24 protein-coding genes are annotated in these 21,224 nt (G+C 70.5%); 19 read left to right on the forward strand and 5 right to left on the reverse strand.

The window, feature by feature from the left end; genetic code table 11:
* Positions 1 to 77: 77 nt before the first annotated feature.
* The 3 genes from RM609_RS33150 (at position 78) to RM609_RS33160 (ending at position 3,531) form a co-directional block, all read left to right on the forward strand.
* Positions 78 to 902, forward strand: coding sequence for an Fpg/Nei family DNA glycosylase (locus RM609_RS33150; protein WP_311616279.1), 825 nt, complete (start codon positions 78 to 80; stop codon positions 900 to 902).
* 418 nt (positions 903 to 1,320) lie between these two features.
* Positions 1,321 to 2,526 carry a PP2C family protein-serine/threonine phosphatase gene (locus RM609_RS33155; RefSeq protein WP_311616204.1) on the forward strand — a complete coding sequence of 402 codons (1,206 nt, stop codon included), beginning with the start codon at positions 1,321 to 1,323 and terminating at the stop codon, positions 2,524 to 2,526.
* Positions 2,527 to 2,604: 78 nt separating this feature from the next.
* Complete coding sequence (locus RM609_RS33160; protein ID WP_311616207.1) at positions 2,605 to 3,531, forward strand: AfsR/SARP family transcriptional regulator; 927 nt, start codon at positions 2,605 to 2,607, stop codon at positions 3,529 to 3,531.
* A 52-nt stretch (positions 3,532 to 3,583) separates the two neighbouring features.
* Here the strand turns inward: RM609_RS33160 and RM609_RS33165 are convergent, their stop codons facing one another.
* Positions 3,584 to 4,072, reverse strand: a complete 489-nt coding sequence (locus tag RM609_RS33165; RefSeq protein WP_311616211.1) for a pyridoxamine 5'-phosphate oxidase family protein — start codon at positions 4,070 to 4,072, stop codon at positions 3,584 to 3,586.
* Positions 4,073 to 4,375: 303 nt separating this feature from the next.
* Between RM609_RS33165 and RM609_RS33170 the strand changes: the two genes are divergently transcribed.
* Positions 4,376 to 6,928: a BTAD domain-containing putative transcriptional regulator gene (locus tag RM609_RS33170; RefSeq protein ID WP_311616213.1), complete on the forward strand. Its 2,553-nt coding sequence runs from the start codon at positions 4,376 to 4,378 to the stop codon at positions 6,926 to 6,928.
* A 79-nt stretch (positions 6,929 to 7,007) separates the two neighbouring features.
* On the opposite strand, the gene RM609_RS33175 is transcribed toward RM609_RS33170, so the two are convergent.
* The 3 genes from RM609_RS33175 to RM609_RS33185 form a co-directional block, all read right to left on the reverse strand.
* A complete protein-coding gene (locus RM609_RS33175; RefSeq protein WP_311616215.1) occupies positions 7,008 to 7,850 on the reverse strand; it encodes an NAD(P)H-binding protein in 843 nt (280 codons plus the stop codon).
* A gap of 34 nt (positions 7,851 to 7,884) precedes the next feature.
* The gene (locus tag RM609_RS33180; RefSeq protein ID WP_311616217.1) at positions 7,885 to 9,066 is read right to left on the reverse strand and encodes an acyl-CoA dehydrogenase family protein; all 1,182 of its coding nucleotides are present in this window, start codon (positions 9,064 to 9,066) and stop codon (positions 7,885 to 7,887) included.
* 306 nt (positions 9,067 to 9,372) lie between these two features.
* Entirely contained in the window at positions 9,373 to 10,791 is a 1,419-nt protein-coding gene (locus RM609_RS33185; protein ID WP_311616281.1) for an MFS transporter, read from the reverse strand.
* 216 nt (positions 10,792 to 11,007) lie between these two features.
* On the opposite strand from RM609_RS33185, the gene RM609_RS33190 reads away from it, so the two are divergent.
* From RM609_RS33190 to RM609_RS33210, 5 genes are all read left to right on the forward strand, one after another.
* Complete coding sequence (locus RM609_RS33190; protein WP_311616219.1) at positions 11,008 to 11,457, forward strand: winged helix-turn-helix transcriptional regulator; 450 nt, start codon at positions 11,008 to 11,010, stop codon at positions 11,455 to 11,457.
* A gap of 40 nt (positions 11,458 to 11,497) precedes the next feature.
* Positions 11,498 to 12,040 (forward strand): NADPH-dependent FMN reductase, encoded by a 543-nt coding sequence (locus RM609_RS33195; protein ID WP_311616223.1) that lies wholly within the window; start codon positions 11,498 to 11,500, stop codon positions 12,038 to 12,040.
* A 57-nt stretch (positions 12,041 to 12,097) separates the two neighbouring features.
* Positions 12,098 to 12,454 (forward strand): hypothetical protein, encoded by a 357-nt coding sequence (locus RM609_RS33200; RefSeq protein ID WP_311616225.1) that lies wholly within the window; start codon positions 12,098 to 12,100, stop codon positions 12,452 to 12,454.
* A complete protein-coding gene (locus RM609_RS33205; protein WP_311616227.1) occupies positions 12,451 to 12,708 on the forward strand; it encodes a type II toxin-antitoxin system RelE family toxin in 258 nt (85 codons plus the stop codon). The genes RM609_RS33200 and RM609_RS33205 overlap by 4 nt, the downstream gene beginning before the upstream one ends.
* A gap of 90 nt (positions 12,709 to 12,798) precedes the next feature.
* Positions 12,799 to 13,482, forward strand: a complete 684-nt coding sequence (locus tag RM609_RS33210) for an alpha/beta fold hydrolase (protein ID WP_311616229.1) — start codon at positions 12,799 to 12,801, stop codon at positions 13,480 to 13,482.
* A 10-nt stretch (positions 13,483 to 13,492) separates the two neighbouring features.
* On the opposite strand, the gene RM609_RS33215 is transcribed toward RM609_RS33210, so the two are convergent.
* On the reverse strand, positions 13,493 to 13,729 hold the full coding sequence (locus tag RM609_RS33215; protein WP_311616231.1) for a GntR family transcriptional regulator: 237 nt from the start codon (positions 13,727 to 13,729) through the stop codon (positions 13,493 to 13,495).
* A gap of 181 nt (positions 13,730 to 13,910) precedes the next feature.
* Between RM609_RS33215 and RM609_RS33220 the strand changes: the two genes are divergently transcribed.
* From RM609_RS33220 to RM609_RS33265, 10 genes are all read left to right on the forward strand, one after another.
* A complete protein-coding gene (locus tag RM609_RS33220; protein WP_311616235.1) occupies positions 13,911 to 14,066 on the forward strand; it encodes a hypothetical protein in 156 nt (51 codons plus the stop codon).
* A complete protein-coding gene (locus RM609_RS33225; RefSeq protein ID WP_311616237.1) occupies positions 14,063 to 14,491 on the forward strand; it encodes an ATP-binding protein in 429 nt (142 codons plus the stop codon). The genes RM609_RS33220 and RM609_RS33225 overlap by 4 nt, the downstream gene beginning before the upstream one ends.
* A 203-nt stretch (positions 14,492 to 14,694) precedes the next feature.
* On the forward strand, positions 14,695 to 15,027 hold the full coding sequence (locus RM609_RS33230) for a hypothetical protein (RefSeq protein WP_311616283.1): 333 nt from the start codon (positions 14,695 to 14,697) through the stop codon (positions 15,025 to 15,027).
* A 19-nt stretch (positions 15,028 to 15,046) separates the two neighbouring features.
* A complete protein-coding gene (locus RM609_RS33235) occupies positions 15,047 to 15,361 on the forward strand; it encodes a pore-forming ESAT-6 family protein (protein WP_311616239.1) in 315 nt (104 codons plus the stop codon).
* A 46-nt stretch (positions 15,362 to 15,407) separates the two neighbouring features.
* Complete coding sequence (locus RM609_RS33240) at positions 15,408 to 15,806, forward strand: DUF6507 family protein (protein WP_311616241.1); 399 nt, start codon at positions 15,408 to 15,410, stop codon at positions 15,804 to 15,806.
* A complete protein-coding gene (locus RM609_RS33245; RefSeq protein ID WP_311616243.1) occupies positions 15,803 to 18,604 on the forward strand; it encodes a hypothetical protein in 2,802 nt (933 codons plus the stop codon). Before RM609_RS33240 ends, RM609_RS33245 begins: the two co-directional genes overlap by 4 nt.
* Before the next feature lie 37 nt (positions 18,605 to 18,641).
* Positions 18,642 to 19,412 carry a hypothetical protein gene (locus tag RM609_RS33250; protein ID WP_311616245.1) on the forward strand — a complete coding sequence of 257 codons (771 nt, stop codon included), beginning with the start codon at positions 18,642 to 18,644 and terminating at the stop codon, positions 19,410 to 19,412.
* Between the two features lie 39 nt (positions 19,413 to 19,451).
* Positions 19,452 to 20,138, forward strand: coding sequence for a pentapeptide repeat-containing protein (locus RM609_RS33255; RefSeq protein ID WP_311616247.1), 687 nt, complete (start codon positions 19,452 to 19,454; stop codon positions 20,136 to 20,138).
* A gap of 62 nt (positions 20,139 to 20,200) precedes the next feature.
* Positions 20,201 to 20,776 (forward strand): hypothetical protein, encoded by a 576-nt coding sequence (locus RM609_RS33260; RefSeq protein ID WP_311616249.1) that lies wholly within the window; start codon positions 20,201 to 20,203, stop codon positions 20,774 to 20,776.
* A gap of 51 nt (positions 20,777 to 20,827) precedes the next feature.
* On the forward strand, positions 20,828 to 21,217 hold the full coding sequence (locus RM609_RS33265; RefSeq protein ID WP_311616251.1) for a hypothetical protein: 390 nt from the start codon (positions 20,828 to 20,830) through the stop codon (positions 21,215 to 21,217).
* Positions 21,218 to 21,224 lie beyond the last annotated feature (7 nt).

Consider the following 21,224-nt stretch of genomic DNA (forward strand, 5'->3'; position numbering starts at 1 on the left):
GGGTGGGGCAGGACCCCGCCTCGAAGCGGCGGAAAACGGCCGACGGCCCGCAGACGGAAGTGAAACAGGAGACCGCCGTGCCCGAGGGGCATACGATCCACCGCCTGGCGGCGGACCACCGCAAGGCGTTCGCGGACCGCCCGGTCCGCGCGACAAGCCCCCAGGGCAAGTTCTCCGACAGCGCGGCGCTGATAGACGGCCAGGTCCTGGAGACCGCCGAAGCCCACGGCAAACACCTTTTCCTCGGCTTCGCCGCCACCGGCTGGGTCCACATCCACCTGGGCCTCTTCGGCAAGTACACGTGGGGCGAGGGCGCGGCCCTCCCGCCCCCCACGGACACGGTCCGCCTCCGCCTGGCGACGACGAACGCGAGCACGAGCGCCTACGCCGACCTCCGCGGCCCGACAACCTGCGCACTGATCACCGACGGCGAGAAGCAGGCGATACACGACCGCCTGGGCCCCGACCCCCTCCGCCCCGAGGACGACGGCGGGCGCGCCTACGCCCGGGTCTCCCGCAGCCGGACGAGCGTCGCCGCCCTCCTCATGGACCAGAAGGTCGTCGCGGGCGTCGGCAACGTCTACCGGGCCGAGGTCCTCTTCCGGCACGGCATCGACCCGTACCGCGCCGGCCGTGACGTGACCCGCCGCGAGTGGGACGCGATCTGGGCGGACCTCGTGGACCTCATGCGCGAGGGCGTGCGCAACAACCGCATCGACACCGTGCGCCCCGAGCACACCCCGGAGGCCATGGGCCGCGCGCCACGCGTGGACGACCACGGCGGCGAGGTCTACGTCTATCGCAGCGCGGACCGGCCGTGCCTCATCTGCGGTGGCGCGATCCGCACCGCCGACCTGGCCGCCCGCAACCTCTTCTGGTGCCCGTCCTGCCAACAGGCATAGCCAACAGACATAAGGGTGGTGACCCGGCGCGCGTAATCTCCTCGCGCGCGGGTGCGCGCGTCATCGGGCGCCGACAAGCGGATCCGTACACCATCTGTTGCGTATGAGACGCCTGTGACTGACGGGTCTTCCGGTATGACAAGCCACACATGTGAGGCGCCGACGCACGCGTGAATTCCGTGTGTCGCGATTTCCCGCCCGGGCCGGTTCAAAGGCGCCGCACCATTGATCCCGGTCGGACGGGCGCTGTACCCATGGATCCATCGTCATAACCCATGCCTAGCGACGCAATCCCGCTCAAGCGAACGAATCTCGCATATGGTTGCTCTCTGGGTGCTGACCCGGCGCTCCGAAGGCAGCCGTGTCGGCGCGGCGTGAATCGACGCACCGCCGAATGGGTGGATAAGGTCCCGATGCAATGACTGGCGGTGCGGAGACCCCGACGGCCCGGATGCGCAAAGCACTGCACCGGGCCCGCACGAGCATGCGCAAAACCGGTGTCGACTACTTCCGGGGCGACGGCTCCGACTCGGTCGCCCTCACCGCCCTGCTGCTGGCCGTCCCCGCCCTCGCCTGGGGCACCGTCGCCCAGCCCGAGTGGTGCGCCCCGGCCGCGCTCGTCCTCCCCATCGTCGCGGGCGGCCTGCTGCTGCGCCCCGCGAGCCTGCTGGGTCTGTACGCCGCGTCGGCCGCCGCCCTCATCATGGAGTCGGCGCTTCTCGACGCCCCCTCCCACCACGGCACGGACCGGGTCACCCCCGGCACCATCCTCGTCGTGGCGGCGGTCGGTTTCTTCGGCCTGCTGATCGCACAGTTCCGCAGCCGCGTCGGGGTCCCCTGGAGACGTGGCGGAACGATGCTCTTCGACCTCCGCGAACGCATCCGCGTCCAGAGCAAGCTCCCCAAGCTGCCCCGGGGCTGGCACCGCGAGATGGCGCTGCGCCCGGCCGGCGGCCAGTCCTTCTCCGGCGACTTCGTCGTGGCCGCGCGCACCAACGGCGGCCGCACCCTGGAGGTCGTCCTCACGGACGTCTCCGGCAAGGGCATGGACGCCGCGTCACGGGCACTACTGCTCTCCGGCGCCTTCGGCGGCCTCCTCGGCTCCCTCCCGCCCCACGCCTTCCTCCCGGCCGCCAACGGCTACCTCCTGCGCCAGGACTGGGACGAGGGGTTCGCCACCTCCGTCCATCTCGTCCTCGACCTGGAGACGGGTGATTACGAGCTCCTCTCCGCCGGCCATCTGCCCGGCCTCCAGCTCAGCGCCGGCACGGGCCGCTGGGAGGAGAAGGCCGCAGAGGGCCCCCTGCTGGGCGTCTACGACGGTGCCCAGTTCGACCCGGTGAAGGGCACGCTGCGCCCCGGCGACGTCCTGATGCTCTTCACGGACGGCCTGGTGGAGACGAACGAGCGCGAGCTGACGGAGGGCATGGACCGCCTCACGGGCGAGGCCGACCGTTACGTCACCTCGGGCTTCCACGGCGCGGCCTGGCACCTGATCGAGGCGGTGGCCAAGGACGTCAACGACGACCGCGCCCTGCTGCTCATCTGCCGCGAGACGGGCGCGGTGCCGGCGAGCCGGAAGCCGCCGTTCACCGAAAAACAAACCGTCCGTCCGGCAAGGTGACACTCTACACATCCGATAAGCAAGATTCCGGCCACCTGCGCCTACCCTCGGGGCCAGCCCAGGAGAAGAAGGTGCGTCGTGAGGTTCAGACTGATCGGCCCGTTCGAGATCGTGACCGACGAGGGCGAGGTTCGCCGGGCGGGGACGCCCAAGGTCTCGCAGACGCTGGCCCTCCTGCTGATACGGGCGAACGAGATCGTGACGACCGAGTCCCTCATCCGTGAGCTGTGGCAGGGCGACGCCCCGCGCAGCGCCCTGAACACCGTGCAGACCTATATCCACCACGCCCGCAAGCTGCTGGCACAGGAAGGCCGCCCGGCCGGTCGCGACCCGCTGCTGACGCTGCGGCCCGGCGGGTACACGATGCGGGTGGACCCCGAGGCCGTCGACATCAAGGTGTTCGAGGGGCTGGTGGCACAGGCCAGGGACGACGTCCGGGCATGCCGCCACGAGAGCGCGGAGGCCGCGCTCGACCGGGCGCTCGACATCTGGCGGGGGCCGCTGCTGGTGAACGTGCCCACGGGCGACGTGCTGTCGAGCCGCATCGCCCGCCTTGAGGAGATCCGGGTCCGGGCCCTGGAACTGCGGATCGAGGTGTGGGCCGCGCTCGGCCGGCAGCGCGACGCCATCGCCGAACTACGGGTGCTGGTCCACGACTACCCGCTCAACGAGTCCTTCCACGGCCAGCTGATAGCGGCCCTCCACCAGGCCGGGCGCCGGGCCGAGGCGCTCCAGGCGTACCGGCAGATGCACCGCATCCTCTGGGACGAACTGGGCCTGGACCCCTCCTGGGAGATCCAGCGGCTGCACCAGGAGATGCTCGCCGCGCCCCCGGTGACCCCGGCGTCGGCGTCCCCGGCGTCCCCGCAGGGCGCCGGCGGATCGGCGCGGCGGGCGGCCGCCGGGGCGTCGCGCCGGCCGCCGCAGCGCACCGTGTCCCTGGGCGGCCCGCCGCCCGCGGGCCTCGCCTGGCGCCGGCCCTGCCGGCCCGAGCTCGCGCCCTGACCCTCGCAGGGGGCCGTCGCCGGGACCCTTGCCGGGGCATTCCGGGCGTGCCTCAGCGCTGCGTTTCGTCTGTCCAAATCCGGCTGCTCAAATCCGTACCGCGCAGTACTTGTACCCGCCAAGGGTCTATCCGCAGAACGTGGTACTTGGGGTCGGTGGGACCCTCGCGCCAGAAATTGCGCGGGTTGTAGCCGACGCCGGCCGGGCTGCCCTTCCGGTAGAGGTCCCAGGCGTACTCCCGTGTCTCCGGGTCCGTCGCCCAGGTGGAGACGCTGTCGATGAACACCGCGTTCTGGCGCGGGTTCCAGTACGAGTATGTGGTGTGCGGGTTGTTCGCCAGGTGCGCGGCCTTGACCGGCGTCTTGTACGCGGCGAGCCAGCCGACCGGCCGGCCGTCGACCACCTCCCATATGGGCAGCAGCACCCGTGCGCGGGGCCGTCCCTTCCGGTCGACGGTGATCATTGTGCAGTAGACGATGTCCCGGATGTATTCGAAGAACTTGTCCTCGATTTCGGAGAACGTCGCAACTTTGGTGGCCACAGCGGATCCTCGGCAGTCGTCATGAGTCATTGTGAAGCGTTGTGGATTGGGACGGTGTGCACGTCCTGTCCGCCGTCAGCATGCATGGCCCGAACCCGCTGCGGAAGGAGGCACTTTCACCTCACCCACGCACTGCCGGGGTACCGCGCGCACGGCACCGGCGGACGGCCCCGAACGTCAAGAGAACTTCAAGAGACGGCTGCCACCATGACCGCCCAATAGCACTCTCCACCGGGCATGTGGCCGGCCGGTGCCGACCGTCCACGCCCGGTCAGGTGACGTCCTTTATGGGTTGGGGAATCCATGGATTTCAGATTGCTGGGGCCGTTGGAAGTCCTTTCGGGCAGCGTGCCGGTGGTACTGGGCGGGACGAAACAACGGGCCACTCTGGGCTCGCTTCTGCTTCAGGCCAACCGTGTCGTCCCGACCAGTGAACTCGTCGGTTCACTGTGGGACGGTGACGGAGCGCCGGCCACGGCGCGCAAGATTCTTCAGAACGCGGTGTGGGCCCTGCGCGGCCTGCTGACCGCCGGCGGTACCCGTGCCCACACCGCGGAGTTGGTCACCAGGGCGCCCGGCTACATGCTCAAGGTCGACCCCGCGCGTGTCGACCTGTTCGTCTTCCGGCAGCGGGTGGCGGACGGCCGTGCCGCACTGGCCGCACAGGCCCCCGAGGCCGCCGCGGTCCTACTGCGCGAGGCGCTGGACCTGTGGCGCGGGCCCGTCCTCGCCGATCTCGTGGAGACCGGCATCGCCTGGCCGGAACTGACCGCCGCCGAGAAGGCGCGGCTGGACGCGATGGAGGACTTCTTCGAGGCGGAACTCGCCTGCGGGCGCCACCACATGGTCCTGGGACGGCTGGAGGCGATGGTCGAGGGCCAGCCCCACCGGGAGCGGTCGTCGGCACAGCTGATGCTCGCGCTCTACCGCTGCGGACGCCAGGCCGACGCGCTCAACCTCTACGACCGGGTGCGCGCCGCCCTGGGCGAGGGCCTCGGCCTGGAGCCCGGGCAAGGGTTGCGGATGCTCCAGCGCGCGATCCTTCAGCATGACCCGTCGCTGCTGACGCCGGGTGCCCCCGGACGCGTACCGCACAGTCCGCCGGGCCCGGTGGCGCCGACGGACTGGTCGGCCACAGGGGCCACCGGGGCCCCGGTGACGTCCGATGCGGTGGGGCGCCGGGTGCCCGGCCTGACGTACGGCCAGTTGCCCGGCACGGGCGGCCAGTTGCCCGGCACGGTCGGCCGGTTGCCCGGTCCGGTGTCCGGCGCGACGCCGGACTTGTTGTCCGGCGTGATGCCGGGCTCCGCGCCGGGCGTGATGCCCGGTTCCGCGTCTGGCCTGGCGTCAGGCGTGATGCCCGGTTCCGCGCCGGGCCTGCCGTCCGGCTCCACGTACGGCCTGGTGTCCGGCCTGCCGTCCGGCTCCGTGCCCGTCCAGGGAACCCCGGTGGCCTACCTGGGCACCCCGGCCGCCGGCCTGGAATCCGGCCCCGGGGCCCCGGTGGTGCTCCCGGGTACCCCGGCCGCAGCCCCGGTGTCATCCGCCCCGCCGCCCGGCGCTGGCGCGCCAGAACGCATGACGGTCAGCGCCCTCCTGCTGTGCGCCCGCCCCGTGGGCTGGCGCACAGCGAACCCCGGCACCGCCGATTCCGCGCTCGAAGGGCTCGGCAGCCTGATCCGCGAGGAGGTCGAGCGCTGCGGCGGCACGTTCGTGACGAACATCGGCTCCGTCGCCCTCGCGCTGTTCGGCATCCACGACCCGCGCGGCGCTGCCGAGCGGGCGGTCCGCGCGGCGCTGGCCGTACGGGTCAGGTGCGGTGCCGACGGCGGCGCGGCGGTGATCGCCGCCGTGACCTCGGGCCCCGCGCTCGTACGGCTGCCCGGCGGCGACGGCGCCGTGGGTGCCGACGGCGCGCCGCCCACGGTCGTCGGGACCTTGCTCGACGAGGGCCGGGCCCTCCTCGCGCGGGTGCCGGACGACCGGGTGTGGGTGTGCACGACCACCCGCCGCGACCTCTCCGGCGCCCTCGACCTGCGCAGGGCCTCCGGGCGGCCGGACGCGTGGGAGGTCCTGGGCGTGCGGGGCGAGCCCGGCGCGCTGCGGGCGTACGCGCGCCTCGCGGCCGTCGGGGACCACGACCACGAACTCGACCTGGTGGCCGGGCTGCTGGAGTGGTCGCGGCTGCGCGGCCTGTCCCATCTGGTGACCGTGCTCGGCGAGCCCGGATCGGGCAAGACCCGCTTCCTGGCCGACTTCGAGCGCCGGGCCCTGGAGGCCACCCGCGTGCCGGTGCGGATCATCACCGCCTATCCGCCGGAGGACGACGATCCGGGCCCCCTGGCGCTCCCGGCCCTCGTCCTGGCCGAGTGCTGCGGCATCCTGCCGGGCGACTCCATCGACACCGCCCACGACAAGCTGACCGCCGCCCTGCGGCGTCAGACGGCCGACGCCGGTGAACAGCGCAGGTTGTACGAACGGTTGCTGCCGCTGCTGTCGCCCGTGGGCGCCGCCCTGCGCCGCCCGGAGGCCGGCGACGTCCTCGACGCGTGGCGGGAGTTCACGGTCGCGGCGGCCCGCGTCGAGCCGCTGGTGGTGGCCGTGGATGACATGCACCTGGCTGGGGACGAGCTGCTCGGCTGTGTCGAGTCGCTCGCCGACACCGGCGCGGACGACTCGGCGGCGCTTCTCGTCGTCGTCACCGCCCGGCCCGAACTGCTGCGCCACCACCCGTGCTGGGCCGGCAGCATGCGGCGCGCGGTCACCATCACGCTGACGCCCCGGGTCGGCGTGCTCCCCGAACGGCCTGTGACCGGGCGGGGCGCGCCCTGCGAGGAGCAGCCGATCGCCGTATGACACGCGCTGTATGACACGCGCCGTATGACACAAAGGCGGTGGCCTCCCCCGACCGCAAGGGGGGAGGCCACCGCCTCGTTCAGCCGTTCCAGGCCCCATTGGCGGCGGCCCGCGCCACGAACTCCGAGAAGTCGCGCGGCGGCCGTCCCAGCACCCGCTGGACGGTGTCCGTGGGCGTGGCGTTCCTGCCGTCCCGGATCGTGGCGACGAGGTCGGCCACGAAGACGGCGTAGTCCTCCGCGACGTCGTACGAGACGAGCTCGGCGACGTAGTCCTCATGGGAGACGGGGGTGTAGCGCACGGTGCGGCCGGTGGCCCGGGCGATCTCGCCGACGGCCTCCTCGAAGCCCAGGGCGCGGGGCCCGCTCAGCTCGTGGACCTGTCCGCCGTGGCCGTCCTCCAGGAGCGCGGTCACCGCGACGGCGGCGATGTCCTCGGCGTCCACGAACGGCTCGCGGCCGCTGCCCGCGGGCAGCGCCAGCTCACCGGCGAGGACGCCGTCCAGCAGTACGCCCTCGTCGAAGTTCTGGGCGAACCAGTTGGGGCGCAGCAGGGTCCACTCGGCGCCGGACTCCCGGACCGCGCGTTCACCGGCGATCAGGGACTTGCCGCCCACGGTGTCGGTGACGCGGGCCTGGAGGACCACCAGCCGCCGGACGCCGAGGTGGACGGCGTGCTTCGTCAGGTCGCGGATCTGGGCCTCCGCGTCCCACTCACCCGGCTTGTCCTGGCGGTCGACGAGGTAGGCGGCGTCCGCGCCCGCGAGGGCGGGCTCCCAGGTGCCCATGTCGTCCCAGTCGAAGCGGACCTCGCCGGAGCGGCTCGCCGAGCGGACCTTCGCGCCGCGTTCCCGCAGCCCGTTCACCACGCGGCGACCGGTCTTGCCGGTACCGCCCAGCACCACGATCTTTCTGTCCGTCATGGTGACAACTGCCTTTCCGTCGGGGCGGGTCCGGTCAGAGGAAGAGGGTGTCGGGGGCGAGGCCCAGCAGGGAGCGGCCGTGCACCTCCTGGTTGGTGCGGTAGGCGAACAGCGCGTGCAGCGCCAGGCCCCGCATGTCGCGGTGGAACCGCTGGAAGGCCACGTCCCGCATGATCACGGAGGCGCCGGCGGCCTCGAAGAGCTCGTCCACGGCCTGCTTGGCGAGCTCGATGGCGAACGCCGCCTTGCCGCGCGCCGCGGCCCGCTCCGGTGCGGTCGGCAGCGTGCCCGCGTCCGCGTGCTCCTGAAGCGCGCGCAGCCAGGCCTCCTGGAGGGCCTCGGCGGCCGCGATCTTGTTCTCCGCCTGGGCCACCTGGATCTGGGTGACCGGCGACTGGCTCTGGTCGGTCCAGGAGGTGTAGGTGATGCCGCGTCCGGGCAGCCGCTCCAGGAAGAGCTCGTACGCGCCCCGGGCGAGCCCGAGGTAGGCGGAGGCGCCCAGGGCCATGAAGAACGGGATGAACGCGTAGTTGCGGCCGGTGGCACCGGTGTTGGCGCGGTCGCCGGTGGTGCCTGCGAGCACGTCCAGGAGGCTGATGACGCGGTGGGCGGGCACCGAGACCGCCTCCGCGGTGACGGTGGAGCTGCCGGTGCCCGAGGCGGCGGAGGCGTGCCAGTCGTCGGCGATGGACAGCGTGGACGCGGGCACCAGGGCGGCGGCCGGCGCGGGCGTGCCGTCCGGGCCGGTCAGCAGGGCCGCGAGCAGCGCCCAGTCGGTGCCCCGGCCGCCGGAGATCCACTTCCAGCTGCCGCTGAGGGTGTAGCCGCCGTCCTCGGCGGGGGTGAGGGTGCCGGTGGGCGTGAAGCCTGTGGAGACGCGGACGGAGCCGCCCGCGTACACCTCCTCCTGGGCCTCGTCCGGGAAGAGGCTCGGCACCCACGCGCTGGACACCCAGATCATCGACACCCAGCCGGTGGCGGTCTCGGCGCGAGAGATCTCGGACACGATCCGGGTCGCGTCGGCGACCGAAGCCTCAAGTCCGCCGAAGCGACGGGGGACGTTCAGCCGGAACACGCCCGCCTTGTCGAGCAGTTCGATGCTCTCGTCCGGAACCCAGCGCCGCTCCTCGGCCTCGGCGCCGCCGGCACGGAGCGTGGCGGCCAGGGCCGTCACCTCCTCGAATACGGCGGCGACGGCGCTGTCGGTGGTGGACATCATGCCTCCAGAAAGTTATCGGCTTTTCCGTGATCCGATTCTTTCGAGGGGGAGTCATGTGCTGGTAACAGCAGTTCCTCGGGGGAGGAATGGGGTGGCAATCGCGGTGCGGGGGCGGATGTGGCGGGGGAAATGGATCGGTAACGGGGGCGGTAATCCGAGCGGTAATCGGATGGGTAATCGGGCCGCTGTGCAAAAAGCGGAAGGCATGGAAAAGCGCCCTGCCCCGGGCATCGAGTGCGGCCGGGGCAGGGCGCTGTGGGAGGCCGGCTCCGGGGGAAAAGCCGGCGTGGCAGGGGGTGGGGATCAGGCCTCGACGGGCTCGCGGACGGGGTCGGCGCCGGCCGGGGCGGCGTCCTCTATGCCGGAGCGGTTGCCCAGGTCGAACGCGCTGATGAAGGCGGCGATCAGGGCGGCGGCGAGCGGCACGATCAGCGCGGCCCGGTAGCCGTCGAGCTGCGCGGCGGGCGAAGTGCCGTGCGTGGCCCCGATGGAGACCGCGGTCACCGAGGACAGGCCCAGGGCGGCGCCGAACTGGAAGGAGGTGTAGAGCAGACCGCCGGCCACGCCCTGCTCCTCCTCGTCGATGCCCTCCGTCGCCACGATGGTCAGCGGACCGTAGGCCAGCGAGAAGGCGAGGCCGAGGATGATCAGGCTCGGGAACATCGCCAGGTACGTCCAGTCCATGCCGACCGGCAGGAAGAGGGCGTAGGACAGCGAGGCCAGCAGCAGACCGCCGAAGATCACCCGGGCGTTGCCGAACTTCGCGACCAGCTTGGGCGTGAGCGTCGGGGAGAGGATGGAGTCGATACCGATGACGATCAGGGCGAAGCTCGTCTGGAGGGTCGACCAGCCGCGCAGCTCCTGGAGGTAGAGCACCGCGACGAACTGGAAGCCGAAGAATCCGGCGGCGAAGAGCAGACCCGTCAGATTGCCGCGGATGAGCGTGCCGTTGCGGAAGAGGCCCAGCCGGATCAGCGGATTGGCGGACCTGCGCTCGATGAGGACGAAGGCGAGGAAGAACACCAGGCCGGCCGCGACCGTGCCGACCGTCACGGCGACTGAGGCGTGCGTGGCCCGCTCGACGGCGAAGACCAGCAGCAGGATGCCGGCGGTCACGCTGATCGCGCCGCCCAGGTCGACGCCCTGCCCGGACCGCTCGGGCCGGGGCGACTTGGGGATGAGGGCCACCGCGGTGATGAGGATGAGGAGGGAGAGGATGACCGGGGCGAAGAACACCCAGCGCCAGCTGACCGACGCCAGCAGCCCGCCGACGACCAGGCCGATGGAGAAGCCGCCGGCGGCGGTGCCGGAGTAGACCAGCAGCGCCTTGTTGCGCTGCGGGCCCTCGTCGAAGCTGGTGGTGATGATCGACAGGCCGGCCGGGGTCATGAACGCCGCCGCGACGCCCGTCACGAAGCGGGCCACGATGAGCATCCAGCCCTCGGTGGCGAATCCGCCCAGGCCGGAGAAGAGCAGAAAGACGACGAGCCAGAACACGAACATCTGACGGCGCCCGAAGAGGTCGGCCGCCCGGCCGCCGAGCAGCATGAAGCCGCCGTAGCCGAGGACGTAGGCGCTCATGACCCACTGGAGCATGCCGGTGGACATGTCCAGGTCGGCACGGATGGACGGCAACGCCACATTGAGCATCGCCACGTCGATGCCCTCCAGGAAGATCGCGCCGCACAGCACGAACAGCACGCCCCAGGCGCGCCCGCTCATGCGGTCGGTGCCGCTGCCCGATGAGGTCTGCGGTGTGGACACGGAAAGGCTCCTTGCGGGGACGGAAAAAGGGAAGGGGGAGGTAGGGAAAGGGCGAGCGGAGACGACGTCACTCTTGAGGGACGCTTGAAAGTGACGTGGAATGAGGCGAGTTGAGCCGGAGAACCCGCGGTTCCCTCTTGTAACCACTCGAATCATCGGGCAGTGTGAATCGCCATGGAAGAAGGCACTTTGAAGTCACCGACTCACTGCACGGGTACCGAGGCCGAGTACGAGATCCGGCAATGGGACGCCCGCGAGGGCTGCGAGGTGCGCCAGATCCTCGACCGCGTCGCCGACAAGTGGTCCCTGCTCGTCATCGCCCTCCTGGACCGCCGCAGCCTCCGCTTCTCCGAGCTGCGCCGGGAGATCGACGGCATCAGCCAGCGGATGCTCACGGTCACCCTCCGGCAACTGGAGCGCGACGGGCTCGTCCTGCGCACGGTCCACCCCGTCGTCCCGCCGCGCGTCGACTACGAACTCACCCCGCTCGGCGTGACCCTCCACGACACGATCCGCGCCCTGGTCGTCTGGACCGAGGAGCACCAGGCCGAGGTCGCCGCCGCGCGGGCCTCGTACGACACCCGCGTCACGGAGGAGGCGCAGGTACAGGTGCAGGCGTCGTAACGGCGGTTGGGGTGGTTGGGGCGGTTGCTAGGTTGGGCCGATGCCCACGACACCGCCCGTGATCCTCCTGCTGTCCGGCAGCCTGCGCGCCGCCTCCTCCAACGAGACCGCGCTGCGCACGGCCGAGGCCGTGGCCGCGTCGGCGGGCGTACGCACGGTCCGCTACGCCGACCTGGCCGCCCTCCCGCACTTCAACCCCGACGACGACCACGACCCCCTGCCCGGCCCGGTGACGGAGCTGCGCGCCGCGATCGCGGCCGCGACGTCCGTACTGATCTGCGCGCCCGAGTACGCGGGCACACTGCCCGGCTCCTTCAAGAACCTGCTGGACTGGACGGTCGGCGGCACGGAGATCTGCGACAAGCCGGTGGCCTGGGTGAACGTGGCGCCGACGGGTCGCGGCGGGGGAGCGGAGGCCACGCTGCGGACGGTGCTGAGCTATACGGGAGCCACGATCGTGGAGCCCGCATGCGTGAGGATTCCGCTGACACAGGGGATGGCCGGCCCGGACGGGGTCGTCACCGACGAGGGCGTACGGGGGGAGCTCGGACGGGTGCTGGGGCTCTTGGCCGGTAGGGAGTAGCAGATCGGCGACGTACTCGCGTCAGCACGCCGGAAGCTCCCTGGAGTGGGCCAGGGCATGGGTATCGTCTTCCTGGAAGCCGCCCGTCGCCACGAGGAAGGTACGTGTCCCGTGGAACTGCCCGACATCCCCCGCACCATCGGCGATATCGCAGCCGCCCTGCGTCCGGAACTCCAGGCGAGGTTCTGGGACGACGTACGCCGGATCGACAACCCCGACGCCGCGCGTCTCCTTCTCGACGACTGGTGGCGGCAGGCCGTCGTGGACACCGCCGGGGACAACGAGGCGGCTCGATCGGCGCTCGAGGACGCCGCCGACCTCCATCTGATCAAGGTGGCTCGCGAGGAATCCGACGGCCGCACGATGACTCACGACGAGGTCATGGCCATGCTCGACAGGGCAAAGGCCTCATGAGGCACACCCTGATCTGGGCCAACAACACCGCCCGCTCGATGCGCGCCCTGCGCGAGCGTGACGGGGACGCGGTCAAACCGTTCGCCGACGCGATCAACGCCCTCGCCCGCGATCCGCGTCCGCACGACGCCGTGCAGCTCGGGGGTACGGACACATGGCGGCTGCGCGTCGGCAGGTACAGGGCGATGTACGAGATCGACGGCACTCGCGTTTCCGTCACGCTCCTATTGATCGGGAGCACGCCGGTCTCGTGAGCCCGGCGGAGGGATGCGGGCCGCACAGGGCGTTCGGCCGCCCGTGAAACCGGGGTGACGAGGGCGGCGCGCGGGCCTTAGCTTCGGCGCATGAGTGATCACCGCACGGTCGAGGTCGAAGGCGTCCGGCTGGCCTACCGGGTCTCGGGTCCGGAGGGAGCCCCGCCGCTCGTGCTGCTGCACGGGCTGGGCGAGGGAGCCGCCGACTGGGACGGTGTGGCACCGGCCTTCGTACGGGACTGGCGGGTGTACGCGCTCGACCTGCGCGGCCACGGCCTGAGCGACTGGCCCGGCGCGTACTCGTTCGAACTCATGCGGGACGACGTGATCGGCTTCCTCGACGCCCTCGGCCTGGAACTCGCGGACGTGATTGGGCACTCGATGGGCGGCATCGTCGCCTACCTGCTGGCGGCGGCACAGCCGCACCGGGTGGGTCGGCTCGTTCTGGAGGACGCACCGGCGCCCGTACCCCGCGAGCCCACGCCCCGCGTCAGGCCGGAGGGAGAACTCGGCTTCGACTGGGACGTGGTCGAGGCCATCAGGGGCCAGATCGACCGGCCCGAGGCGACGTGGCTGGCGGACCTGGGCAGGATCGAGGCGAGGACCCTGGTCCTGGGCGGCGGTCCGCTCAGCCACGTTCCCCAGGACAACGTCGCCGAGTTGGCCAGGCGCGTGCCCGGCGGGAGCTTCGAGACGATCCCGGTCGGGCACCTGATCCACGCAGCGGCGCCGGGGGCGTTCGCCGAGGCGGCGTTGCGTTTTCTGCGGGCTTAGCGGGGGCGGGCTACGCCAGGTCTCTCGAGACGAACGAGCCCATACCGGGCTCGGTGTAGATGAGGCCCTCGGCGCGGAGGGCACGGTGCACCTTATGGGCCGTCATGCTGGCGATGCCGAACTCTTCCGTGAGCTGAAGGACGGACGGCACTCGCGTCCGAGGCGGATACGTGCCGTCCTTTATGCGTTGTCGAATCACTTCGGCCACCTGGCGCCAGCGCGGGATGTCAGGAACGAATTCGATCACGTCAGCACGCTACGGGTGCTGCAAGTGTTCGTACAAGGCGTAGGTTGCTTCGGTTTATTTGGAATGCAGCAACTCGCAGGAGTTCTATAGGGCTCTACTGCTAGCGTCCTGAGCGCAAAGGACCCCGGCGGCCGTAGCACCGGCCCCGGGGCATGGCCAACGCTGCTCTAGGAGCGTCGACATGCGAAACCTTATCCGCCGCCTCACCACCTGGGCGAGGCCCCCGCGCCACCCCCGCACTCCCGACACCCACTGTCCTCCCCATGTCGTCGTCATCACCGCACACGGCATCAACTTCGTGCCGCGTCAGCCGAGCGCGGAGGAGGTGGCGCGGTGAGTCCGGTGAAGAGGGACCGCTACATGCTGACCGCGCCCACCGCGCCGTCCACGGCCCGGCTCGCCCGGGAGTTCGTCACGGCCACCCTGCTCGCCGCCGAACGGCGCCTGCTCATCGAGCCGGCCCGGATCTGCGTCTCCGACACCGTCGCGAACGTGGTGCGCCACGCGCGCGTCCCGGAGCTGACCGTGGAGATGACGGTCCATCCCGGGAACGTGGTCGTCGCGGTCCGCGACGACGACCCGGGACGGCTCCCGTGGCCGCGCCAAGCGGGAGCCGGTGAGGGGAGTGGCGACGGCCGGGGCCTGGCGCTCGTACGCCGTCTGTCGCACGCGTCCGGCGTGACGTGGGTGTGGGACGGACTCGACCTCGTCGGAAAGCAGGTGTGGTTCGAGCTACGGGAGCGTGCCGCGCTGACCGTGTGACATGAGGTGATGTGAGGTGCCGATGGGGCCGCTGACGATTGTCAGTGGCCCCTGGCATGGTGTCTGCAACGGCGGGGAAACGAGCTCCACACCTTCGTAACAGAGTGCTCGTCAGCCTCGGAAGCGCTTTGTGATCACCTTGGCGATGTTGATAGACATGTTCGAGTCACCAGTGACACATGAGATACGACGGGGGTGAGCTCGTGAAGTTCGACATGGGACAGACGACGCTGTCCGGCCTGATTTCCCGGACGCGTGGGTCCAGTGACGATCTGGGTGGCCTGATCCGCCAGCTGATCGTCGCCGCGCAGCCGCTGGAGGGCAAGTTCAATGGCGCCGGTAAGTCCGCCTTCGACCAGTTCAAGTCGCACTCGGACGAGGTGACGGCCGCGCTGAACAGCTCGCTGAGCGCGATCCTGGGCGGCCAGTCCGGCATGGACTCCTCGTTCGGCCAGGGCGACCAGGAGTCGGCGGACAACGCGCGCCAGCAGATGGCGGCGGCGAACTTCGACGCGGCCCGTTTCTCGGGCCGCTAGGACACAGGGGGTATTGGTCATGGCTGGTGCGGGTGCGGACCGTCGTAGTTACGACACGGGTGCGTCGAGCGAGGTGCAGGGATCGCTCGCGGGCATCATCTCCCGACTGGAGACGGTGCTGAGCGAGCGTGACGGTGCGGTGAAGGCGGCGATGGCCGAATTCCAGGCCGATGGCGTCTCGGATCAGTACCACGGCAAGGAGCAGCGCTGGAACCGGGCGGCCACGGAGGTCCGCCAGATCATCCACCTGCTGCGCTCCACGATGGAGAAGAACGACGGCACGGCGCAGTCCACGTTGTCCAAGGCGAAGGCCGCCGTCGACGCCATCGGCTGACGCCGGGGCGAGAACAAGCAGCGTTGGGTAGAACGGGGGAGAAGTCGTGACAAGTTGGGATATTCAGCCGGACGGTGTCCGTACGGTGCTGAATAACACCGGCGAGATCGCTGGCAAGTTCGGGGAAGAGTTCACGGCCTACAGCGACGGGCTGGTCGCTTCCGCGACGGCGGCGGGCACGATGATCCTTGGCGGGACCAAGGCGCCCGAAGGGGGCGCCTTCGGGCCCGTCGCCCAGGCGCTGCAGGAGTTCCAGCAGCACACGGAGAACGACCTGAAGTTCCTGCCCGTCCGGACGGGCAAGTCCATCAAGGGCGCACGGGAGGCCACGGAGGCGTATCTCCAGGGTGACCTGACGATGGCCCAGAACAAGCAGCACCTGGCCGCGCAGGCGCCGACTCCGGAGGAGTTCAAGGCGGCCGCCGAGAAGGGTGCCAAGTCGTGATCGACCCCGGCAAGATTCCCACCTTCACGGGCAATCTGGAGCACCTGGAAACGCAGGCGACGTCGCTGAAGACGACGGCCGGCAACATCCGGACCACCGGCAAGGACGTGCACAACGCCTTCCAGGCGCTGGACCCGGTCTACGACGCTCCCGAGCAGAACGAGCTCCTCAACTCGACCATCCCGGTCCGGGACAAGGCCGACGACTTCGCGAAGAAGCTGGAGTCCGTCAGCGGCGCGCTCCAGGGCTTCGCGACGGCCGCGAAGCCGCTGGTCGACAAGATGAACCGGCTCCGCAAGGAAGCCGAGGACTTCGTCGCCGCGAACAAGGACGACGACGACTGGCAAAAAGACCAGAAGAAGATCGACCAGAACGCACGGATGGTCAGCGAGGTCGGCACGACCTGGGTGGCCTTCCAGGGGGTCGAGCGCGACGCGGCCAGCAAGATCACCGCGCTCGTGGGCGGCACGAAGTTCGTCGTCGACGACGGCTCGCACCAGGCCGGCATGTACGGCTTCAAGGAAAGCGACGTCAAGGACGCGAAGGAAACGCCCTGGGGCACGGTCGACAAGCGTGAGTACACCGGCTGGCGGGCCGCGTTGGAGTGGACGAAGGACAACGTCGGCGGTGCGCTGAAGGGCTTCTTCGTCGACGGCGTCTGGGGCACCATCAAGGGCCTCGGCAGCATGGTCAACGTCTTCGACTGGGACAACTTCAAGAAGACGTGGTCGGGCATCGGCGACGTCTTCGGCGGTGTCAGCGCGTACCTCATGACGCCGTACGACTGGGCGATGGACAAGATGTTCGGCCCGGTCGACCACAGCGACACCGACAAGCAGAAGGCGGCCCTGCGCAACTTCGGCAAGTCCCTCGTCGCCTGGGACGAGTGGGGCAAGGACCCGGCGCGCGCGTTCGGGACGGTGCTGTTCAACGGCGTCACCATCGGCTCCGGCAGCCTGCTCAAGCTCGGCAAGGCCGGCGAGATGGGCCAGGCGGGCAAGCTGAGCGCGGGCGCGAAGGTCGCGGGCGCGCTGGGCAAGGCGGGTGCGCTCGCCGACCCGATGAGCTACCTCGGCAAGGCGGCGGGCGTCACCAAGCTCAAGGTCGGCGACTTCATGGAGGGCCTGAAGGCCGGCCGCGAGGGCGTGGACGGCCTGGGCAAGAACCTGCCCACGGGGACGGGGGCCCACCCGGTCGAGCCGCCGGCGACGTCTGCGGCACACCCGAGCGGGACGCCGTCGACTCCGTCGCACCCGGGTACTCCGGCGCACCCGGAGGCCCCGGCGAACACCGGCACTCCGGCGCACCCGGGCGACGCGCCGCACACGGGTACTCCCGCGCACACGGGTACTCCCGCGCACACGGGTACTCCCGCGCACACGAGGACCCCCGCGCACACGGGCGACGCGCCCCACACGCCCGCCCACTCCGGCGACGGCGCACCCAAGCGCGAGGAAGGCCTGCCCTACACCGACCACGAGGGCAACCACCGGGTCGTCCACGGTGACGGCACCATCCGGGACGAGCACGGCAACATCGCGCCCGACTCGAAGCCCCACCCGGAGCCGCACAAGGACGACCTGCCCAACGTCTCGCACGAGCACGAGAACGTTCCCGCTCCCGCGAAGGAGAAGGTGCTGGAGGGCGCCGGCGGTCCCAGCCGCGTGGAGAACTCGGCGGGGAACCCGTCCTCGGCGCACCCGGCGGACGGCGCTCACCCGACGGGTGGCGGTTCCGACGGCACCCCGACCACGGGCGGACACGCGGCGGACCACCCCACCGGCGGCTCCGGCTCGGGCTCGCACGGCTCGGCCGGCGGCGGCGCGGGCTCCGGTTCGCACGTCCCGCCCGGCAGCGGCGGCGGGCACGGCACACCGCCCTCGGGCGGCGGCCACGGCCACGGCCCCTCCGAGCCCGGCTCTGGCGCGGGCCACGAGGGTGGTTCGGGCAAGGACGCGGGCCACGACGGCGGTTCGGGCAAGGACGCGGGCCACGACGGCGGTTCGGGTAAGGACGCGGGTCACGACGGCGGTTCGGGCAAGGACGCGGGTCATGGTGCCGGTGCGGGCGGTGCCGGTCACGGTGCCGACTCCGGCTCCGGTTCCGGCGCGGGTCACGACGGCGGTGGCTCCGGTCACGACGGCGGTGGCTCCGGCCACGACGCCGGCGGCTCCGGCCACGACGGCGGCTCCGGTTCGGGCGACCACACGCCGCCCGGTTCGTACAAGCCGGGTCACGGCGAAGAGATCCCGCCCCTCAAGCGTCACGACAACAACTTCACGGACACGCACAACCACAAGGGGCAGCGCAAGAGCTACCTCAACGAGGACGGCGACCTCGTGCCCGCCAACCCGGACGGTGACGCGTCGATCGTCGACCACATCGTGGGACGCGAGCCGAAGAAGTCGGAGAGCCCCTACACCTCCACCAGTGAGGACGGCGCCAACGCCAAGGACTACGGCGGCCAGAAGATCCAGATCGATCTGCCCAGGCTCGTGGACGACATAGCCAAGGGCAAGGTCAAGGGCGTGGAGGTCTATTCGCCGAGGGAGGTCGAGGCAGCGATCCAGCAGAGCGCCGACAAGATCGCCGGTCGGCACGTGGACATCAGCGTCCCGCCGAATACGCCGCACCCCGATATCGACGAAATGGCCCAGAAGATCGCCAAGGACCTCGGTCTGGGCAAGGCCAAGACGAAGAGCCTCTCGCAGCGCATGAAGGACATGATGCACACGCGCCGGGACTCGGAATGGCTCATCAAGGGCATCGTGCCGCACGACTACATCACCGGACCGTGACGGCGGCCTACGGGCGGAATGCGAAAGGATGCCACTCATGACCCGCTTCAGTGAATTGCTCGGCACGGACTTCGATGGCGAGCCGACGACCGACATCGAAGATGTGCTTTACGGGGCCTTCGACGAGCCCGCGCACCGGGACCGTGTCCCCGGGCTCGTCGAGTTGATGAACGCCCCCGCCGCGCCGGAGGTCGAGCGCTTCCTGGCCTGCGTGGCGCTGACGACCTGGGGCGAAGCGGCCGGGTACGAGGCGGTGCTGCGGGCTGCCGCGGATCCGGAGGCCACCCCCTGGTACGACTTCTCGATCGACCGCAAGTTCTCGGTGGACAGCACCTTCGCCCAGCTCGCGGACGCCGTGGCCGAGCGGGATCTGGCGGAGGAGAAGGGCACCGAGGCGCTGCGCGTGGAGGCGGCCCGCGCCTTGGTGCGGCTGGCCGACAGCCAGTACTTCGAGGACAAGCTGGGCGAGCTGTTCGACAACGCCACGCTGCTGGCGCTGCTGGACGACATCAAGGAGGTCGTCGGCCGGGGCGTTCGCTTCCTGGCCACGGACGAGAAGCGCCGGTTCGACCTGCCCACTCAGCTGGTCGACCTGGCGAGCGGGGTGGCCACCGTCGACGGCGCGCTGGGGGTGGAGCTGGCCATGAGCGTGCTGAACGCCGGTATCTACACCCGCACGCTGAACCACGCCGTCCCCATCGTCCACCGGGCCAAGGGCCCGGAGGCCCGGCAGTTCGGCGAGTACCTGATGACGGTCGGTGACGAGGACGTGCAGCGGCAGGTCCGCGAGATCCTGAACCAGGCCTGAGCCCGGCGCCCGTGTGCTCTGCCCATGGTTGGGGAGATCGTGTCATCCGGTCCGCGTGACGACTGGAAGCCGGCCGCGCTCCCGGCCGATCCCGACGCTGTGCGTCAGCTGAGGGATTGGCTCGACGGCTACGACCTCTACGGCGTCGGGCACGACTTCCGGGGCGCCGACCTCTCGGGTGGGGACTTCTACAGCGCGTGGCTCTACGACGCGATTCTCGTGGGGGTGCGCCTTGTGGGCGCGTCCTTCCACCGGGCCCACCTTCGGTCGGCGGATCTCACCGGCGCGGACCTGACCGGGGCCGACCTCGTCAAAGCGGATTTTGACGAGGCCGTGCTCCGGTCGGCGCGGCTCGACGGCGCGGACATGGTCGGGGCGTCGCTGTACGACGTCGACGCACGGGGAGCGAGCTTTCGTGGCACGAGGTTCCTCGGCGCGTCGCTGTGCGGCGTCGACATGAGGGGAGCGGACCTGACGGATGCCGTCCTGCAAGGGAACACCTTCAAGGTCACGGTCGACGACGCCACGGTGGTGCGCGGCCTGACCGGCACCGTCTTCGGGCCGATCACCGTCGTCGCCGACGGGACCTCCCGGAAACTGGCCGGAGCAGAGCTCGAGGCGTGGATCGGCGCACGGGGCGGACAGGTCGAAGTGATCCCTTCATGCCGCGGCGGGCGAGAAGGCGGAAGCGATCCGCCGGGCGGATCGCGCGGGATATCCGCGTAATGTCCGGTGCTGCTTTGCGTTTTCTCGGGAGAAGTTGATAGGCATGGCGGCTGGTGCGTGTCATGACCGCACCGCTTGAGAGTGCAGTGAACGATTCGGGGGATTTCGTGGCGACTCCGCCGCAGCAACAGCCTTTTCCGGCGCAACAGCCCGGCTGGGGCCAGCAGCCCGCTCAGCCGCAGCCCGGCTGGGGTCAGCCCGGCTTTCAGCCGCAGCAGTCGCAGCAGGGATTCCAGGGGCACCCGGCCCAGGGCTACTGCCGGCTCTGTGGTGGTTTCCCCGCCGCCGATGTGACTGTCCGCGGGCATCAGGGCATTTTGATCATGATGCGGTTCCTGAGCCTGAACGGCCCGTTCTGCCGCAATTGCGGCACGGCCGTGCTGCGCGACATGACCGGGAAAACGCTGCTCCAGGGATGGTGGAGTCCGCTCTCGCTGGTCATCATCACCCCGTTCACTCTCCTTTGGAACGTATTCGTCAGGGTCAAGCTGAACAAACTCGAGCCCCCGGTCCCCGGTCAGCCCGGCCCTCAGCTGGATCCCGGGCTGCCGCTGCGCAAGCGGCCCGTCATCTGGGGGCTGCTCTTCCCGGTGCTCTGGCTGCTGTTCATGGCCTTTCAGATCGCCCGGGGCTCGTAGAGCGACACCGGAGTCCACAACGGATCGCAGGGCGCGGCAGAGCGGGGAATGATGGCGAAGGATTACGACAGTCAACTGCTGGAGTCGGTGTCGGTACGACGCCGGCGTATGCGTGATGCCCTGCTCTTCGGCGCCCAGCGGGCCCGCCGGACGGCCGACGAGAAGCTGGGCAAGGTATTCGCCGGGATCGCCGTGGCGGCGGTGCTGTGCGCGGGTTGCGTGGGGTGGTCGTTCATCCAGCACACCCTGGCCAAGCAGAAAGAACAGCAGAAACAGCAGGAGCAGCGGTATGCGCCGCAGGTGACTCCGTCTCCGGCGTTGTCGCCTACGCCCGCCGACCCCGACTCCAACTCCGCCCCCGACTCGCCGCCTTCCCCTTCGCATACGAAGTCGGCGAAAACCCCGAAAGGAACGCACAAAGTGACGGAGCCGGCCCAGTGATAGGTTC

Origin of the sequence: Streptomyces hesseae (assembly GCF_031845785.1) — a bacterium.
GTDB classification, from domain to species: domain Bacteria; phylum Actinomycetota; class Actinomycetes; order Streptomycetales; family Streptomycetaceae; genus Streptomyces; species Streptomyces hesseae.

What these genes read in the sequence shown, in the direction of transcription:
- RM609_RS33250 (WP_311616245.1), top strand. Translation starts at nt 18,642, where the DNA reads ATGACCCGCTTCAGTGAATTGCTCGGCACGGACTTCGATGGCGAGCCG.
- RM609_RS33205 (WP_311616227.1), top strand. Translation starts at nt 12,451, where the DNA reads ATGAGGCACACCCTGATCTGGGCCAACAACACCGCCCGCTCGATGCGC.
- RM609_RS33210 (WP_311616229.1), top strand. Translation starts at nt 12,799, where the DNA reads ATGAGTGATCACCGCACGGTCGAGGTCGAAGGCGTCCGGCTGGCCTAC.
- RM609_RS33180 (WP_311616217.1), bottom strand. Translation starts at nt 9,066, where the DNA reads ATGTCCACCACCGACAGCGCCGTCGCCGCCGTATTCGAGGAGGTGACG.
- RM609_RS33155 (WP_311616204.1), top strand. Translation starts at nt 1,321, where the DNA reads ATGACTGGCGGTGCGGAGACCCCGACGGCCCGGATGCGCAAAGCACTG.
- RM609_RS33265 (WP_311616251.1), top strand. Translation starts at nt 20,828, where the DNA reads ATGGCGAAGGATTACGACAGTCAACTGCTGGAGTCGGTGTCGGTACGA.
- RM609_RS33170 (WP_311616213.1), top strand. Translation starts at nt 4,376, where the DNA reads ATGGATTTCAGATTGCTGGGGCCGTTGGAAGTCCTTTCGGGCAGCGTG.
- RM609_RS33220 (WP_311616235.1), top strand. Translation starts at nt 13,911, where the DNA reads ATGCGAAACCTTATCCGCCGCCTCACCACCTGGGCGAGGCCCCCGCGC.
- RM609_RS33195 (WP_311616223.1), top strand. Translation starts at nt 11,498, where the DNA reads ATGCCCACGACACCGCCCGTGATCCTCCTGCTGTCCGGCAGCCTGCGC.
- RM609_RS33190 (WP_311616219.1), top strand. Translation starts at nt 11,008, where the DNA reads ATGGAAGAAGGCACTTTGAAGTCACCGACTCACTGCACGGGTACCGAG.
- RM609_RS33175 (WP_311616215.1), bottom strand. Translation starts at nt 7,850, where the DNA reads ATGACGGACAGAAAGATCGTGGTGCTGGGCGGTACCGGCAAGACCGGT.
- RM609_RS33260 (WP_311616249.1), top strand. Translation starts at nt 20,201, where the DNA reads ATGACCGCACCGCTTGAGAGTGCAGTGAACGATTCGGGGGATTTCGTG.
- RM609_RS33185 (WP_311616281.1), bottom strand. Translation starts at nt 10,791, where the DNA reads ATGAGCGGGCGCGCCTGGGGCGTGCTGTTCGTGCTGTGCGGCGCGATC.
- RM609_RS33200 (WP_311616225.1), top strand. Translation starts at nt 12,098, where the DNA reads ATGGGTATCGTCTTCCTGGAAGCCGCCCGTCGCCACGAGGAAGGTACG.
- RM609_RS33235 (WP_311616239.1), top strand. Translation starts at nt 15,047, where the DNA reads ATGGCTGGTGCGGGTGCGGACCGTCGTAGTTACGACACGGGTGCGTCG.